The organism is Parabacteroides faecis, from assembly GCF_014647375.1.
In the GTDB taxonomy this organism is placed as follows: Bacteria; Bacteroidota; Bacteroidia; order Bacteroidales; family Tannerellaceae; genus Parabacteroides; species Parabacteroides faecis.
Genome location: NZ_BMPB01000007.1, coordinates 69,005 through 85,160 on the forward strand (window position 1 = coordinate 69,005; position 16,156 = coordinate 85,160).

Consider the following 16,156-nt stretch of genomic DNA (forward strand, 5'->3'; position numbering starts at 1 on the left):
AGTGTTTTATATTGTTATTAAGGAGTAACTACACCCGAACCGTCACTGCCCGGTTTCCAGTCCGTCAGCGTAATCGTCAAACCACTTATTTCATCATAGCGGACAACCAGGTCTAGTATCACATGTGTCGTGACAGTTGCAGTGAATGCATCTTTCACCTCTTCCGTTATATCCGTAGATGAAGCAACCTCGCTCCCATCCGCCAGCGTCATCATCAAACTAAGGTCGACAGATTCTTTGCCTTCCTCTTCTTCCTCACCCGGGGATAAACCGAACAGACTCAGCGAAGAGGCATACACACCCGGACTGACCTCTTCCGGTTCAAACGTCATAAAAGCAGGCGTATCGAACAGCGGCTTGCCGGAAGGTATATGAACCCGTGAAGAAACACCGGTCAACCTTCCCGACAAGACCGCAGGAACGACATCATCCTTATCTCCTCCTGTGACCTTTATATTCATTTCCAATGTACGGACAAGGTTTGCAGGAGTTAATTCTTTCGCTACCGTTTCACCCCCGACTACCTCGATCTGTTCCAGACCTGTGCCGTACAAGCTACCCGGACAGGCAATCTGTACGGAACTTGATTTTAACGAAGAAAGTTGTTGTGCTCTGCCGCAGGCTTCCTCATACCCCTTCTCCATTTCAAGCGTGACACCTGTACAACCTGTATTACAGACTGCAACCCGGTAACGCCCCAAAGGCAACGTGCCCTCATATCCCGAAGCATCCCCCGTACGCATTAGCGGACTTTCTGAATCTTCCGGATAGAAATACCAGGTCATATTATCCGGGCAACTATTGTCTGACCTTCGAAGCAGCAAACGTACTTTTCCGTTCTTTTCCCAATCCTCGTCAGTCATACGGTAGGCACAGGACGATACCGCCATAATCCATGCGGCACTGATCAGCCAAACGGCTACCTGTATCATTACATATCTTTTATTTCTTTTATCTCTTTCCATAAAATACCTCCTATCTGATTTGAAAACGATATGATAAGCTGATCTTTAAACCGACCATAAACCCCGTCGATGCAAAACGGGTTTCCAGATAATTACGGTTATCAAGCGGATCATACCGGTATTTCTTTCCACTGAAAACGGAGCGGTAACCGGCACAGACACGCATACCTACTCCAAAACCACCGACCAGAGAGAAGCGATAACCCATCGACAGTCCTGCCGACCAGAAACAACCTGTCCGCCCGTACAGCATATCTTCCGACAGGTCGATCGCGCTTCCACGCACATCAAAATCTCCGTATTCGGCAAACAAGCCGGTATTCAATCCGGTAAATCTCCCTAAAGAAGATAGCCAGATAGTAGGTTCGAGAGATATTTCGGACACAGCCCAACAGTCACGCGTCTTGTCTTTATAGGCAAAGTCGGAATATATGCCGGACAAAGCAACCGACCAACGACCGGAGAAACAACACTCCACTTCCAGGTTCGGCATGAATGCACCCGTTTCTATTTTGGTATCACCGGTTCCTAAACGGATCGATGGGACTACACCGCACCAGGAAAGAAGGTTCGTTTTCACAGCCAGATATACAGGGCTTTGCTTCACCGGAGTTTCTTCCATCCTCACAGATTCGGTTGACCGTTTTTGTCCCTCGGGAATAACTTCTTTGCCGACTGTATTTTTCTGTTTTGTCACCACCCGCACTGTTTCCCTGGTTGTTACGGTAGTGGCTAAAGCAATGTCCGGCTCTTCTGTCCGTTTACTATGATGTACCGTATCTGTTACAGAAGCCAAATGGTAATCTTCCAGTTCCGTACGATCGAAAAGGGGATCGTCAATACGGTACACTTCACGGTCATAACCTCCTGTCTCACCACGACGGTACAGGTCTACATAAGGAACTGCACCATATTCACCGATGGCGGCCGCTACCGCTACCGGATAACGGCTTTCACTGTAATGGATCGAGATATTTGCAAACCAAGGAAGTGGTTTATATACCTTATAGACATGTACCTGATCGCGATAGTTTCCGCTACGGTCGATATAAAAGGCAACACAATCATGAGGAATATCGAAACGGGTTTTCAGGTAGGCACGGATACGACCCGCACGCAATGAGGCTTCGTTCACAACCTCTTTATCTTCGTATTCATAGGCATTCACATGCGAGACGATCAAAAGGTGGCAATCGCCTTTCAGGATTTGGTCGCGGGATGCGTCGAGTAAACCGCCCATCCGTTCCAGTTGATAAGCGTTGTCTCCGTAGTCGGCAAGGAACAGGTCATTATCCTGGCGGAAAGAGAAAAGGAACGATTCTGCCTTATAATAGGTCGTAGTCTGGGCATCCGCTCCTATCCCCAAAAGGAAGTTGAGCAGTAACAGGAAGATTGTTCTTACCTGTATTTTCCGGTGTGGACCTTTTATCCTATACATATTAATATATAATACCAGTTTGTTCAATATTGAACAGTGACTATGATTATCAATAACTCTCTGCAAATGTTCACCTTATTTATATAATAAGGGTAGAGGGTGAAAAAAGCCCTTTCCCGAAGAACCTCCTTAGGGAGTTTTTAGGGTAAAAAATGAAGGATTGATGTCTTTTTGAGTCTTTTTGGAGGAAGAAACGGAACTGTGGAAATAGCAGTTTTCTCTTAACAGATTAAAAAACGATAGCAGTCCCAGCCCGTCTTATGCCACCTTGTAATGAAAATCATATTCTATGGCTAAAAAATAGGTTAACTTGTGAAATTTAGTAAAATAAATATGCTTTTTTTAAGAAAACACCCTACACTCCTTGTTTTTTCATTTTTTTCTTCTTACGTTTGCCACGTACTTCATTACAATTCAGGATTTTTCTTATTTATAAGACACTGATTGTAAGATAGAAAGAGGATGTTCTCCCTTATTATATAAATAAGGTTTACCCCACCCGCAAATAGCAGCCGATCGTCTCAGAAACCTGCCTATTTGCTTTGGCAACTTCCGATACGTCAAACTCCTTTAAATAGATACGGGTTGTCCTTTCCGACGTATGTCCCAGTGCCTGGCTAATCACACCGATAGGTACATGCAGGTGATACGCCTCCGAAGCCCAGGCATGACGGAACGAATAGGTCGTCAACGTCTCCGGTAAATCCAGCATCACACTGATATCTTTCAGGTACCGGTTTTCCGTTGCCAGACAGGCTTTATACTGTTCGTGGGTCATATCTTCCGACAATACCGGAAAAAGATAGTGCCGCTCTGCACTGCGGTAGCGGTCGATAAGCATCTGCATCTCCGCCGACACTTCCATTCGGATCAGCACCCCCGTCTTCTGACGACGGTATTCCAGCACCGTACCGTTCTCCACCAGGTTCTCGCCTGTCAGATGCACGATATCCACAAAAGGGATACCGCAAGCAAGGAAAGTAAACAGTGCCAGATCGGCTGCCAGTTGCTTGGCCGGTTCCTTTTTCAGATCGAGCGAAGCGATCTTCTTTATCACTTCCACCGGCACAGCCCGTTTACGTGTCTCCTCCCGTTTCAGCCTCAGCCCGGCAAAAGGTGATCTCTCCTGCCGTCCCTTGCCGAACGGCAAAGCACGGTTATACATCGCCCGAAGGCAACTAAGGTAGCTGTTCACCGTATTGACACGCAACCCTTTCCTCTGCAGCCACAACTGGAAGTCCTGCACGAGTTCCGCCGTCACATCCTTATGTGCCGGCCCCACATCTGTGATAAAGCATTCGAAATGGTTCCGCACAGCTCTATACAGATCGGCGGTACTCTCATCTCCCCGCCTACGTTTATCCTGTTCCTGCGTCGCCATCAGCCCGCAAAAATCTTTTCTCTTCATAACTCTTCCTCCATTCATTTTCAGATTGATCAAAAAGATAAAGATAAACATTCCCCCCTTTCAAAATGTTCGTTTTTCACCTCCCCGGCTAACAGCACTCCCCACTCAAATCCTTGTTCCATAGGAACAAACCTACCTCACCGCCCCGTTTCCCTCCCTTCATCCCCGTTCTTTCCGGAGATCATTGCAATGATTCTCCCCCATCATCACAATCTCCCCACGAAGTCATCACAATGACTCCGCACACTCATCACAATGAAGGGGGGTAATCATTGTGATGAAAAATTTAACACTGCTAAATATCGGGGAATTTCCTTCGGGGTTGTACTCTGAAGCCGAGTTGATAGGACTTTTATAAAGCCAGATACTCTTTTGAATGATTCGTTTTCATTTGACAGATTGCAGCAGGTTTGATCTTATCTCTGTCACCTGTTCTAAAAACATTGCAATGATTGCATTTCCACCAACCCAAACATCTCCGCCAAAAAGAAAATCCCCTCAATCCGTCATCACTAAACTCCGGATCAAGGGGATAAATGCTTTTGAATAGTCCTTCGCCTTGGTAGATGCCAAAGAAAAGGTATATGAATTAACAGAATGTCAATTCGTCAATATCGGGTGGAATACTGAACCCAAGTATTGTAATATTCATAATTGAATGATTTAACGATCTATTATTACTTTTCTATAGTCTCCGTCGCTTTTCTTCTGAAAGCCATTTCTCAGTAATACCTTTATAGAAATGATATTTTCCTCCACTGGATCTGCTGCAATTTCTTTGCCTCCGATTTCAACAAGTTTTTCCTCCAACATCTGAATAATCCTTTTGCCAAGACCTTTATTCAAATATTCCTCCTCACCGATCAGATAACCAATTTCAAATGTATGATTTTCCTCTACTACATCTCCATACAGTGCATTAAAATCATGCCCGTCTTCTTCCAAATCTTTCAAGAAAAAGCAATCAGTATAAAGACAATACCCAATCCTCTGATCCTCATGGCAAACAATAAAGTGCTTTAAGAAATCATATTTCCCGTCTCTTTCCCTTATCTCATCCAGCCAATCCTCTTTATCACCAAACCATTTCCATATATACTCCTTATCCAACCATTTATTAAAATATGGAATATCTTCATCCATCAGAGGTTTTAATACAAGTTCTTTCTTATTTATCATGAATTTTTCGTTATAGTATTTTATTTGATAACATCCATTCCTTTGCACTCAAACAAAAGCCATTCAGTCCTAGCTGGCATCAAAATATGAAAGCTCCTTACAAACTTAAAAGCCATTTCCATACAGGAAGGACTTCAATTGTTTTTCCGCCCATCTCTATCGTCCGTTCCGTATCGCGGGTAATAATCAATAGTTTCTTACATTCTAAGACTTCGGTAATTTTCAGCAAGGCTTTTACTTCCCGGTCAAATGTTCCATCGCTATTGTCAAGATTGTAACAAACTTGAATAACTGTGTAATCATCAGGAATGTAGAAGTCTACCTCAATACTTTGATTATAAAAATAAACAGCATCATTTCGCCCGTATTTACGCAATAAATTCACGGCTACCATATTCTCCAATAAAGAAGTATTCCCATCCAATAAAAAAAGATTCAGAATACCGTTATCCGTGAAATAATACTTAGGTGAAGTTTCTTTATCGACCAATTTCCCAGCAATATTTTGTATAGGATTAATAAGCCATGCATCTCTAGCGTATTCCATGTAGTTTATAACTGTCTGCGTTCCAACCTTTGCTCCGGTAGATGATACAATATTTGCAATCCGGGTAAATGACAAAGGTTGCTTGACGCTTTCGGCCAGTTTCTTGAACATGATACGTAAAGCGAATGTGTTATCTACCGTATGACGGGCTGCTATATCTCCCAGATAGATTTTTTGATAAACACTGGTCAGATAATCCCGTTTAACCAATAAATCAGCTCCTTCCGGGAATCCGCCAAAATAGAAATAGTCATTGAATTTTCGCAATACTTCGGCTTTGCCTTCCGTTGATAACAGGTGATTGGAAGTAACAGAAACATCGTTTGCTGTCAAAAACTCTTTGAAAGAATACGGATAAACATCAATAGGAATATAACGTCCACCTAAAGTTGTCTGAATGTCCTGGCTTAACATTTTAGCATTACTTCCCGTAATGTAAACTCGATGTTTCGTATCAGCCATACGACGAGCAAATTTTTCCCATCCGGAAACGTTTTGTACCTCATCTAAAAACAAAAGAGGTTTCTTTCCATACATTTCTAAATGAACTTCCAATAACAGATTTAAATCTTCTGCTTTCATTCCGGTAAGACGTTCATCTTCAAAATTGATATAAAGCATTTCATCCCACTGTACACCTTGTGCTAGTAGTTGCTGCATCCGTTGATATAACAGGTAAGACTTTCCCGCTCGCCGAATACCCACAAAAACATAATTTCCAAACTCCTCAAAAGTGAAACTTCGTGGAATCACCTTATATTTGGGGACTTCCACTTGATTGTCTGCGATAACCGTTTTCAGAATATTTTTATCCATATCTTTCTATATTTATTCTCCAAACAATACAAATATAGTCCATTTTTATTTTATACACAAAACAAAAATACACATTTATCGTTTTGCAGACAAAACAAAAATACACATTTATCGTTTTGCAGACAAAACAAAAATCATTCTACCCTAAAGTTTGTATGTCTAAAAAATAATACAATACAGTGCAGGAATCCAAAGAAACCTGCACCATATAAATAAAAATCAGGAATCAGCTTTGCGCTTCTTCACTTCTTCCACGAGCTTTGTAAAAGATTTATCCCTTTTACGTTTCTCATGTTCGGAGGCGGAGAAATGCCAGGCTTCCCGCTTTAGTTTCAGATAGCTTTCATACACTTTTGTATCTAACAGGCCCTTGTCGACCGCTTCCAGCACAGCACAACCAGGTTCATTGGTATGTGTACAATCCTTGAAGCGACACGATTCTGCATAGTTGGAAATTTCCAACATTTCAGCAAGTGAATCAGGATTATCTACAGCCAATCCAAATTCACGGATCCCCGGAGTGTCTATTAAAACACCTGAACCGTCCATCAAGACCATCTCCCGGCAGGTGGAAGTATGCCTTCCTTTTCCTGTGGACTGGCTTATATCCGATGTCAGCAGCACTGATCTTTCACAAAGTGCATTAACAAGAGAACTCTTCCCCACACCCGACGAACCGACAAACACCACTGTTTCGCCTTCCGATATGGATTCCCTTAATCGGGAAACTGTCTCAGGATGATGGATACTGGTGAAAAACACCGGCATCCTGCTAGCAAGATGTTTGATCGCCTCTTCTACCACCTGTCTATCAAAAGACAGATCGGATTTATTGAGTATCAATACAGGATCGATATTTTCTTCCAGTATCTGAACCATGAAACGTTCGACCCTGCGGATATTGAAATTATCATCGAGGCTCTGCACAATAAACGCCTTATCCACATACGATGCAATCGCCTGTTTCTCGGCTACTGTCCCACTTTTCTTACGGTACAATGTCCGTTCACGGGGCAGCATATCGACTATAATCCCTTTACTGTCATCGAAAGGTTGAAACAGGACCCAATCGCCCGTACAGGGCAACTCAAAGTCAGATCTTCCATACATCATATTTCCCGTCAACTCGCATTGAAACAATCCGTTTTCGGAAATAACTTCATAACAGGTGCGATGCACGACGGCTATCCGTCCGTGAGATAACGTATTATATGCCGATTCTTGTTTCAGTTGGTTCAACCTGTCATTCCAACCATACATATCCAAGCAGATCATAGCGTTATCTTTTTAGCGATATAAAACACATAGCCGTAGAATCCTTTGTGCTTACGGTATAATTCCTCTTCATGATGTGACATCGCGACAAGTTCTTCGGCAGTTTTATTTCCCGGATATTTGGCTAGAAACTTTTCCCGTGCTTTAACCAAAGGCGCAAAATAATGCTCTGTCCAGCAAGTTTCAGGCAAAACAAAGGAAGCGACAGGAAGATACCCTGCCTTTTGTATCAGAGCTACCTGATTGGGAATGGTATCTATTTCCGGATAAGCCTCCATCCAAAAATCATGGATCTCTGCGGGACGTTCTTCGGTAAACCATGTGCTTTCGGAAACAGCGATATATCCTCCTGTTTTCAGATATTTACGCCATTCGTTTAATCCACGTTCAAAGCCGATATTATAAATGGCTCCTTCCGACCAGATCAGGTCTAATTCACCTTCTCCAAAAGGAAGGTTATCCATTGAACCGACGATTCCTTCCACTCTATCCTGAAGATTCAGTTTCCTGGCATTGTCGTTGAACCGGTCGATGAATCCCGGAAAAAAGTCGAGACCTGTAATATGTCCCGGAGCATGCTGCGCCAATGTCACTGTCTGCCCGCCTGTACCACAACCCAAATCGGCAATAAGAGACCGGTCGGTCAGGTTGTCTATAAAGCTCAATGCTTTAAGGGTCACTTCGGGACTTCCGGGTCCCTGACGTTCCGTGTTTAAAAAATATTCGCAGATTAAATTAAAATCGAATTCGTGAATTGTTTTATTTTCGTTACTCATTTTCTTTATGTATATAGCATACCCGTGAAAGCATAACAATGCCGTCATCATTGTACACTGGTTAAAATTGAATTAATACAATAGAAATTACACCCGAGCAGAATTACCCGAGAATAAACGAAAGGACAACCTGTACAAGGAATACAGATTGTTTACTACACCAAATCCGATTTAAATAGGTTGTTTAACATGTGGCAAAGGTACATAATATTTTGTATTATGCTAATTATATATGCAGAAACTCCACCACAAACACAGTCCCTTCACCCGGATAAGAATGAACGTAGATATTTCCTTTGTGGAGGAAAACGATCTTTTGAACCAACGCCATCCCTATTCCATTGCCGACAGCATAGTTACGGTTACTGCCACGGTGAAAAGCGGTAAAGAGATGTTCCATATCCTCTGCGGGGATTCCAATGCCTGAATCGGAAAAGCGGAGGATGGATTTTTCTTCATAGAAAGATATCTGCACCGAGGAAGTTTTATCGTCGGAGAATTTACAGTTATTCTCCATCAGGTTGACAAAGGCAGTTTTCAATAGATAAGCATTCCCGGAAACGGTGATCATAGCATCGTCGTCAGTCTCTTCTTCAAAAAGCAGATTGACCTTATACTCCTTATTGGCTTTTAAAACCAGTTCGCGGGCATCGAGCAACAGCTCATCCAGGCGTACCTCTTCCATACAGATCTGCTCCGGCTGATAACTGGCACGAGCCAGATTAAGTAAGCCCTCAGATAATTTCACAACCTTATCCGCATCCGTCAAAGCCTCTTCCACCGCTTTCCGATAGGCTTCACCGGAACGCTCCTTGAGAAGCGTAACCTCCAGACCACCGATCAAGGCAGCCATAGGCGTACGAAGTTCGTGGGAGACATTACTGACAAACATTTTCTGCGCATCAAACGACTGCTCCAACCGGTCGAGCGTATGGTTGAAGGTCACAGCCAACTCTCCCAACTCGTCTTTTTCGTCCGCTACCGGAACTCTTTCGTCCAGATTGGATGCCGTTATCTTCTCCACCTTCCTGACGATATTCGAGACGGGCGACAAAGCACTTCGCGACAGAAAATACCCCACAACAGCCAGTACCGCAAGCCCGACACCCCATAATATCAACAGGATATTCCGTAAAGCATCGAGCTTCGCATAGCCATAACCGTCAAATGCAGCAGCCGTGATAACATAGTCTTTCCCCTCAAACGGATACAAAAGTCCGACCACCTGATAATCTCCTTCAAAGAATTCGATGGATTTCTTTTCGACAATACGCCGAATCATTTCCGGAGTTTCTTTCACCCGATCTATCTCTTTGGCATCATGATAGAGTAGATTGAAATCCGGTTCGTAGACAGCCACCTCCACCTCATCAATAAACTCCCGGTTATTCATGTAAATGGATTGCATGGTAACGGCATCGACCTTATGTTGCAGGAATAGATTAGCTTTCGTAATCCCCTCCTTTTTCAGGTCACGATAGAAAACACTTTTCCGGTTACTTTCCGACAAGAACCAGATCATGCCCATCAGGAACAGGAAGACAGTAGCTGTGACTGCCGTATAACGGATCGTCAGTTTAGTCCTGATTTTCATCGGTACGCAGTATAAAACCCATACCTGGCTTAGTATGGATCAGTTTAACAGGAAAATCACGGTCGACTTTCTTTCGGAGATAATTGATATAGACATCGATAAAATTAGTCCCCGTATCGAAATGAGTGTTCCAAACCTTATCGGCTATCTCCGCACGCGACAGGACACGTTCCGGATTCTCCATCATATAAGCCAGCAAATTAAACTCTTTAGGTGTCAGTTTTATCTCACGTCCATCGCGAAAGACAGACTTACCGGACAGATCGATACGAAGATCGGCATAGTTTAACTCCTGGGGTTGTGCAGTTTGCGAAGCGACAACTTTTCTTTTCAGCAGCACCCTGATACGGGCATCCAGTTCGCGGAAATCGAAAGGTTTGACCATATAATCGTCTGCCCCGGCATCGAAGCCGTCCAGCTTGTCGTCGGTTGTACCCAAAGCTGTAAGCATCAGAACGGGGATATCCGGATTCAGTTGCCGCACCTCTTTCGTCAGCTCAAAGCCATTCATCTTCGGTAGGATAATATCAGAGATCACCAGATCGAACCCCGAAGCCCGAAAAAGACGCAACCCCATCTCCCCGTCAAAAGCCACCGATACCTGATAGCCGGAATCTTCCAGACCGACCTTCAGGAGCTCCGCTACACGCTGTTCATCTTCTACTACCAGTATTCTTGTCATGGGAAAAGGCTTTTACAAATTACAGTGAATGATATCTGCAAATATAATCATTAATTATAAATCAGGCATCACCCCTCTCAGGTATGCATCTATCCCATACAAAGATGAAAACATTATTCTTCCGACAAACTGAACTCCTTATTAGAAAATAATTCGGCCAATCCCGATATCTGCTTCAAACGCAATATTTCATCTTTATCCATTCCTATATTACGTTGTATCCAGGCATCGGACATACCACATTTGGAAAGTTCGGAGACTATATGACTCATCAACTCGATATTATGGGTGCCGCGTGCCCTGTTATGGCGAATCGTCGATGCCATTCTATTGGACAGATCTTTTTCTATGACAGTAACGGGAAGCATTCCGTGTTCACGTTCATATATACGTTTCGACGTTTTCATGACCATATAACGGTGATAACCGTCAACCAATTCATACATATCTTTCTCCGGTACGTAATAGCATACGCAAGGTGAGGTGAAGCCATCTTCCCAGATGGAGACTTCCAGTAATTGCATTTCCGGGGGAGCAACCACATTGGGGTTATAGCTGTTAGCCATTACTTTTTCAACCGGAACAGGTCTTACTTTGTAGACAGGGCTAGTATATTCCTCCATATAATTCAGAGTTATAAAGTTGTAAAATATTTTCCTTTTGCTTTCTCTCATGAATATTCAATGAGAATCCCATATATTTACAATAGTAATCGTTTTTCAGAATACAGATACAAACCCGTTTATAGGTCGGCAGTTCCTTAAATTCCGGAATATCGATATCATCCAGATATTCCATACGGACCGGTTTCTTTTTTGTCTTATAATTCGTGCTGTCTTCCACCCGGATAGGGATCCCGATCTGTTGCAGTTTCTCGATCGTTTCCTCTGCAAGGCATCCTCCTTTATCCCGCCAGAATTTTATGCTGACAGACAACTTCTGTAAATAACCGTTACGCGTCTTATCTGGCAATGTTTTTAACAGGAATTCCATATAAGACTTCCAGGTCATTCCTTTAGGCAACTTGACCGATTGCCATCCCAAAGCGGAAGTGCCGCCATATAATCCGGCAAAACCGACACCGTTGACCCGTCCGATCATCTTTCCCCACATATCGGGATCTATCGCCCGGTATAGTTTCAGGCTAGCCAGCGCCTGGGAAATAAAAGGACTTGCTACCCGCTGTTTTTCAAGAGGCACTCCGGCTTGATAATACAGGTCGTACAAATGATTATAATCCCATTGAAACTTACCGTTGGCAATCCATATATCTTTCGTTTTCCAATCAAAGATAGGATAAGCGTTATAGACACGAGGCATTACCTGATGAACCCATTTCAAACGCCGATAGGTCTGTACCTTACTTTTTATATGGATAGCCCTCCATCTGTTGAAGCTCTCCTGAGTACGTATCCCGATCAAACAGCAAGTTCTTCCAGCCTGCTTTTTCTCATGCAGCCATCCTGCAAACAACAACTGAAACTGATAATCCCACATATCTTCATTATAGAATGGAAAATCTTCAGCTTTCAAAGAGTTTTCAGGCATTTTGTTTACCCAGATATTTTGCTGTAGCTTATCCCAGGGACGCCAATAGTTCTGGAACATCGAGGTACAGGTCGGTACTTTGAAGGGAACACAAACTCTATATATTTCCAAAATATCCGCATTAGAAGCCAGTGTCCGGTCTACATAAGATGTCGTTTCCTGGTACTGCACCTCATAATCCATATGAAATACACCCAGTTTTCGCTTCAACCGGTGTTCACGTATATAGTCGATACACAAATTCAACAGCACACCGCTGTCTTTACCACCGGAAAAGGACACATATATATTATCGAAGTCGGAAAATATCTTATCCAACCGCGCTTGTACTGCTTCGTAAACATTTATCTTTTCTCTCATCATCGCATCTATATTCCATTTTAATATATAGTTTCCACTTTTGAGTTACAAAAAAATGATTTGAAGCAAAAATATCTTCATGCCGGGTATGAACGACGGCCCGTATGATTGAAGTGCTTTTGAAATGCTCCAGAACAGCATCGATCAGGGATGACATCGTTTTATTGTCCTCTCCTCTCACATAATAGTTATTGATAACTACGCAGGTACTTTTGATCTCAACAGGTATAAAGCCTGTAACCATGTCTCCTTCAATGGCGACGAACCATAAATAGTGTTTAGAAGTTTTGAATGGGTAATTATTATTTTGCCGCAGCACACTACAGTTCATCACCAGTGGAGCGACCAGTTCGTATAGCCTCGGGGCAATTCCGGATAATACTTCTATACTCATATTCCAAAGAGACTAGGACAACAAAAATCTTTTGAAATACAAAATTAAACAAAATACTGTTCCAGGTTCATTATTTGCAAATGTTTTAACTTTAAATAGCGAGCTTCACCCTTTAATTTTCAAAAGTAGCAGAAAATAAAACATATTATCATCCCAACAAGATACGTCACAAAAAGTTTGTCATTCGGGACAACAAGATCATCCTACCTTTTGTTATTCAATTAGAAAAACGAAAGATCATGAGAAAAGCATTGAATATTATTATCCCTATCCTGATTTGTTTCCTGGTAGGACTTTCCGCCAGTTATTTTCAAGCTGACGCAATAAAGAACTGGTATCCGACTCTTATAAAACCGGTATTAACTCCTCCAAACATCACCTTTCCTATTGCCTGGAGTATTATTTATCTATGTATGGGATTATCTATCGGATCAATGATCAATTCAGGGAGTGAACGAACAAGGTTTTTCATTAAAGCTTTTATCTTCCAACTTTTCTTCAATTTCACATGGAGCATCGGTTTCTTCTATTTTCAGAATCCGCTTATCGGCTTCCTGAATATCATATTGCTCGATATCTTCGTGATTAATTACACCTTAAAAAGTTATCCTGTCAACAAAGTTAGTTCACTACTCTTCATTCCCTATCTAATATGGCTACTGTTTGCAACTTATTTGAATGGGTATATTTTGATGTATAATTGATTAGCAAGAACCCAGATAAAAGGACCCTTATTTATATTGTTCTTCGATCAACTTCTTCAAAGTCTCTTTACTTGGCAATATAGTCTGATATTTACTTGCAAAAATTTGATTATTTTCTTTTGGAAGAGTAATTTCGACCATCGCATCACTTTTATCAGCACACAAAAGAATGCCAATAGTAGGACTTTCATCTTCTAATTTGACAAAACGATCATAATAATTGACATACATCTGCATTTGTCCCAAATCCTGATGTTTCAGCATTCCTCGTTTTAGGTCAATTAAAACAAAAGCGCGAAGTAAACGATTATAAAAGACAAGATCCACCCGGAAATGTTGTTCATCAAAAGTGAAACGAACTTGCCTTCCAACAAAAGTAAAACCTTTTCCCAATTCCAACAAAAATATTTGCAAATTATCAATAAGTCGTTGTTCCAATTCACTTTCATTATATTGGGGAAGTTCCGGTAATCCAATAAACTCTAAAACATACGGATCTTTTATAACATCTTGCGGATTCTCTATAAGTTGTCCTTTCTCAGACAAGGATTGCACGGCCTCTTTATCACGACTCAAAACCAAACGTTCATAAAGAGAAGAATCATATTGCCGCTCTAGTTCACGCAGGCTCCAATTATTATTTATTGCTTCTATTTCATAGAAATTACGTTCTTCCGGATTAGTTATACGCATTAGTTTTAGATAATGAGACCAACTAAGTGAAAAATTAAACTCATGAGTTACAATCTGATTATTTTCAGATTTTCTAGACAGTGTCTGGAAAATTCGAGAAGAGTACATCTTGTAAAGTTGTCTCATATTTGCAAGGTTCTGTGGAGAAAATCCTTTTCCAAATCTGGCTGTCAGATGAATAGATAGATTTTCTAATAGTTTTTTACCATATTCAGCTCTTTCCTCTCCGTTCTGCTCTTCTTCTACGATCACTCTTCCTATCTCAAAATAGGTATAGACCATAGTCGTATTAACAGCAGAAACCACCCGCTTACGAGCTTCCGTTATCAATGCTTCTATGCGTTCAACCAATGAATTATTACCTGAAAGCTCTTGAATAAAATAAGTGTCGGTTTTCATGCTAAGATTTTTTAATTAAATATATATTACCCTATCAATCCAAATTATAAAGTTTCAACTTATTATACAACGTTTTCCGATCGATTCCCAATAGTTGGGCGGCACGGGTTTTATTGTTGCCGGATTCCTGGAGGGCACGTTTGATCAATTCGCTTTCGTGAGCTTCGTCTTTCAAGAGGATGCGGGTGTCTTTTGCAGGGGCATCCGTTAGTTCTTCAGGAAGTTCATGACGCGTAATATAACGTCCTGTGGCCAGAAGTGTTGCATATTTGATGACATTCTTCATCTGACGCAGGTTTCCCGGCCATGAATAAGACTGGAAAAGTCGGATCGTCTCGTTATCGAAACCGATAATATCTTTCTGTAATTCCGCATTTGCCTGGTCAAGGAAATTATTAGCAAAAAGCAATAAGTCCTCTTTACGTTCTTTCAGGTCCGGAATACGAACCGTAAATTCGTTGATACGGTGATAAAGGTCTTCGCGAAAATCACCTTTCTCTATTGCAGTACGCAGATTCTCATTCGTTGCCGAAATTAACCGTACATTAATAGCTATTTCATCGTTCGTTCCAATCGGTTTTATTTTACGCTCCTGCAGGGCACGAAGCAACTGTACTTGTACCTCATAAGTCAGGTTACCTATTTCATCCAGAAAAATCGTACCGCCTTGTGCCGCCACAAATGCACCGGTTTTATTATCTATCGCCCCGGTAAACGAACCTTTCACATGGCCGAAAAACTCGGATGCAGCCAAATCTTTCGGGATAGCACCGCAATCTACAGCGATAAACGGCGCTTTACTACGGTTACTCTGCTCGTGAATACGACGGGCAATATATTCTTTTCCAGTACCACTCGCCCCCGTTATCAACACGGACATATCCGTCGGAGCCACCAGACGAACATGGTCGAATAACTGTCGGGCAGCAGGACTTTGACCTTCAATATAAGTATTACTCTCCAATGATTTTGCAGCCGGACGATGTTCTGCCGGTACCGTTTTTATCAATTCACGTATCTTTCCCAATAATTCTTCCGGATTCAACGGTTTGGCTATATAGTCAGAAGCACCCAGCTTGATTGCCTGAACAGCCGTTTGTATTTCTGCATAGCTTGTCATCATGATCAGCGGCAAAGAGGTCTGTTTCTCTTTTACCCATTTCAACAGATCGATCCCGTCGCCATCCGGTAAACGCAAATCGGACAGGATAAGATCGTAACCTCCGTTTTCTATCTGACGCTTTGCATCTGAAACAGAGCTAAATGTTTTTACTTCGAAGCCCTTTTTACCCAACCAGGTCTTTAGCATCAAAGAAAAAGTTATATCATCTTCTACTATAAGAATCGACGGCATACATTATTAGATTAAAACCTCTGA

General features: G+C 42.0%; 15 protein-coding genes. 1 reads left to right on the plus strand and 14 read right to left on the minus strand.

Annotated features, from left to right (window positions below):
- Positions 1-17 precede the first annotated feature (17 nt).
- From IEY67_RS11130 to IEY67_RS11185, 12 genes are all read right to left on the minus strand, one after another.
- Positions 18-965 carry a DUF5119 domain-containing protein gene (locus IEY67_RS11130; protein ID WP_229801034.1) on the minus strand — a complete coding sequence of 316 codons (948 nt, stop codon included), beginning with the start codon at positions 963-965 and terminating at the stop codon, positions 18-20.
- A 10-nt stretch (positions 966-975) separates the two neighbouring features.
- Positions 976-2,403, minus strand: coding sequence for a DUF3575 domain-containing protein (locus tag IEY67_RS11135; RefSeq protein ID WP_183671495.1), 1,428 nt, complete (start codon positions 2,401-2,403; stop codon positions 976-978).
- Between the two features lie 490 nt (positions 2,404-2,893).
- Positions 2,894-3,811, minus strand: coding sequence for a tyrosine-type recombinase/integrase (locus IEY67_RS11140; protein ID WP_183671494.1), 918 nt, complete (start codon positions 3,809-3,811; stop codon positions 2,894-2,896).
- A 663-nt stretch (positions 3,812-4,474) separates the two neighbouring features.
- Complete coding sequence (locus tag IEY67_RS11145) at positions 4,475-4,990, minus strand: GNAT family N-acetyltransferase (RefSeq protein WP_183671493.1); 516 nt, start codon at positions 4,988-4,990, stop codon at positions 4,475-4,477.
- Positions 4,991-5,087: 97 nt separating this feature from the next.
- Entirely contained in the window at positions 5,088-6,353 is a 1,266-nt protein-coding gene (locus IEY67_RS11150) for an ATP-binding protein (protein ID WP_183671492.1), read from the minus strand.
- A 219-nt stretch (positions 6,354-6,572) separates the two neighbouring features.
- A complete protein-coding gene (gene rsgA, locus IEY67_RS11155) occupies positions 6,573-7,628 on the minus strand; it encodes a ribosome small subunit-dependent GTPase A (protein WP_183671491.1) in 1,056 nt (351 codons plus the stop codon).
- Complete coding sequence (locus IEY67_RS11160) at positions 7,625-8,404, minus strand: class I SAM-dependent methyltransferase (RefSeq protein WP_183671490.1); 780 nt, start codon at positions 8,402-8,404, stop codon at positions 7,625-7,627. The genes rsgA and IEY67_RS11160 overlap by 4 nt, the downstream gene beginning before the upstream one ends.
- Positions 8,405-8,630: 226 nt before the next feature.
- Complete coding sequence (locus IEY67_RS11165) at positions 8,631-9,998, minus strand: sensor histidine kinase (protein WP_183671489.1); 1,368 nt, start codon at positions 9,996-9,998, stop codon at positions 8,631-8,633.
- On the minus strand, positions 9,982-10,680 hold the full coding sequence (locus IEY67_RS11170) for a response regulator transcription factor (RefSeq protein ID WP_183671488.1): 699 nt from the start codon (positions 10,678-10,680) through the stop codon (positions 9,982-9,984). Before IEY67_RS11170 ends, IEY67_RS11165 begins: the two co-directional genes overlap by 17 nt.
- 113 nt (positions 10,681-10,793) lie before the next feature.
- Positions 10,794-11,303, minus strand: a complete 510-nt coding sequence (locus tag IEY67_RS11175) for an IbrB-like domain-containing protein (protein ID WP_122360253.1) — start codon at positions 11,301-11,303, stop codon at positions 10,794-10,796.
- The gene (locus tag IEY67_RS11180) at positions 11,287-12,591 is read right to left on the minus strand and encodes a DUF3440 domain-containing protein (protein ID WP_183671487.1); all 1,305 of its coding nucleotides are present in this window, start codon (positions 12,589-12,591) and stop codon (positions 11,287-11,289) included. The genes IEY67_RS11175 and IEY67_RS11180 overlap by 17 nt, the downstream gene beginning before the upstream one ends.
- Positions 12,539-12,982, minus strand: a complete 444-nt coding sequence (locus IEY67_RS11185; protein WP_189086823.1) for a hypothetical protein — start codon at positions 12,980-12,982, stop codon at positions 12,539-12,541. Before IEY67_RS11185 ends, IEY67_RS11180 begins: the two co-directional genes overlap by 53 nt.
- A 239-nt stretch (positions 12,983-13,221) precedes the next feature.
- Here IEY67_RS11185 and IEY67_RS11190 point away from each other — a divergent pair, with 239 nt between their 5' ends.
- Entirely contained in the window at positions 13,222-13,686 is a 465-nt protein-coding gene (locus IEY67_RS11190; RefSeq protein ID WP_122351464.1) for a TspO/MBR family protein, read from the plus strand.
- Positions 13,687-13,713: 27 nt separating this feature from the next.
- Here IEY67_RS11190 and IEY67_RS11195 read toward each other — a convergent pair whose 3' ends face one another.
- Both IEY67_RS11195 and IEY67_RS11200 read right to left on the minus strand, forming a co-directional pair.
- Entirely contained in the window at positions 13,714-14,778 is a 1,065-nt protein-coding gene (locus tag IEY67_RS11195) for a PDDEXK nuclease domain-containing protein (RefSeq protein WP_183671486.1), read from the minus strand.
- A 34-nt stretch (positions 14,779-14,812) separates the two neighbouring features.
- Complete coding sequence (locus IEY67_RS11200) at positions 14,813-16,132, minus strand: sigma-54-dependent transcriptional regulator (RefSeq protein WP_183671485.1); 1,320 nt, start codon at positions 16,130-16,132, stop codon at positions 14,813-14,815.
- Between the last annotated feature and the right edge of the window lie 24 nt (positions 16,133-16,156).

What these genes read in the sequence shown, in the direction of transcription:
- IEY67_RS11165 (WP_183671489.1), bottom strand. Translation starts at nt 9,998, where the DNA reads ATGAAAATCAGGACTAAACTGACGATCCGTTATACGGCAGTCACAGCT.
- IEY67_RS11130 (WP_229801034.1), bottom strand. Translation starts at nt 965, where the DNA reads ATGGAAAGAGATAAAAGAAATAAAAGATATGTAATGATACAGGTAGCC.
- IEY67_RS11180 (WP_183671487.1), bottom strand. Translation starts at nt 12,591, where the DNA reads ATGATGAGAGAAAAGATAAATGTTTACGAAGCAGTACAAGCGCGGTTG.
- IEY67_RS11195 (WP_183671486.1), bottom strand. Translation starts at nt 14,778, where the DNA reads ATGAAAACCGACACTTATTTTATTCAAGAGCTTTCAGGTAATAATTCA.
- IEY67_RS11140 (WP_183671494.1), bottom strand. Translation starts at nt 3,811, where the DNA reads ATGAAGAGAAAAGATTTTTGCGGGCTGATGGCGACGCAGGAACAGGAT.
- IEY67_RS11150 (WP_183671492.1), bottom strand. Translation starts at nt 6,353, where the DNA reads ATGGATAAAAATATTCTGAAAACGGTTATCGCAGACAATCAAGTGGAA.
- IEY67_RS11160 (WP_183671490.1), bottom strand. Translation starts at nt 8,404, where the DNA reads ATGAGTAACGAAAATAAAACAATTCACGAATTCGATTTTAATTTAATC.
- IEY67_RS11175 (WP_122360253.1), bottom strand. Translation starts at nt 11,303, where the DNA reads ATGGAGGAATATACTAGCCCTGTCTACAAAGTAAGACCTGTTCCGGTT.
- IEY67_RS11190 (WP_122351464.1), top strand. Translation starts at nt 13,222, where the DNA reads ATGAGAAAAGCATTGAATATTATTATCCCTATCCTGATTTGTTTCCTG.
- IEY67_RS11170 (WP_183671488.1), bottom strand. Translation starts at nt 10,680, where the DNA reads ATGACAAGAATACTGGTAGTAGAAGATGAACAGCGTGTAGCGGAGCTC.
- IEY67_RS11185 (WP_189086823.1), bottom strand. Translation starts at nt 12,982, where the DNA reads ATGAGTATAGAAGTATTATCCGGAATTGCCCCGAGGCTATACGAACTG.
- IEY67_RS11135 (WP_183671495.1), bottom strand. Translation starts at nt 2,403, where the DNA reads ATGTATAGGATAAAAGGTCCACACCGGAAAATACAGGTAAGAACAATC.
- IEY67_RS11200 (WP_183671485.1), bottom strand. Translation starts at nt 16,132, where the DNA reads ATGCCGTCGATTCTTATAGTAGAAGATGATATAACTTTTTCTTTGATG.
- rsgA (WP_183671491.1), bottom strand. Translation starts at nt 7,628, where the DNA reads ATGATCTGCTTGGATATGTATGGTTGGAATGACAGGTTGAACCAACTG.
- IEY67_RS11145 (WP_183671493.1), bottom strand. Translation starts at nt 4,990, where the DNA reads ATGATAAATAAGAAAGAACTTGTATTAAAACCTCTGATGGATGAAGAT.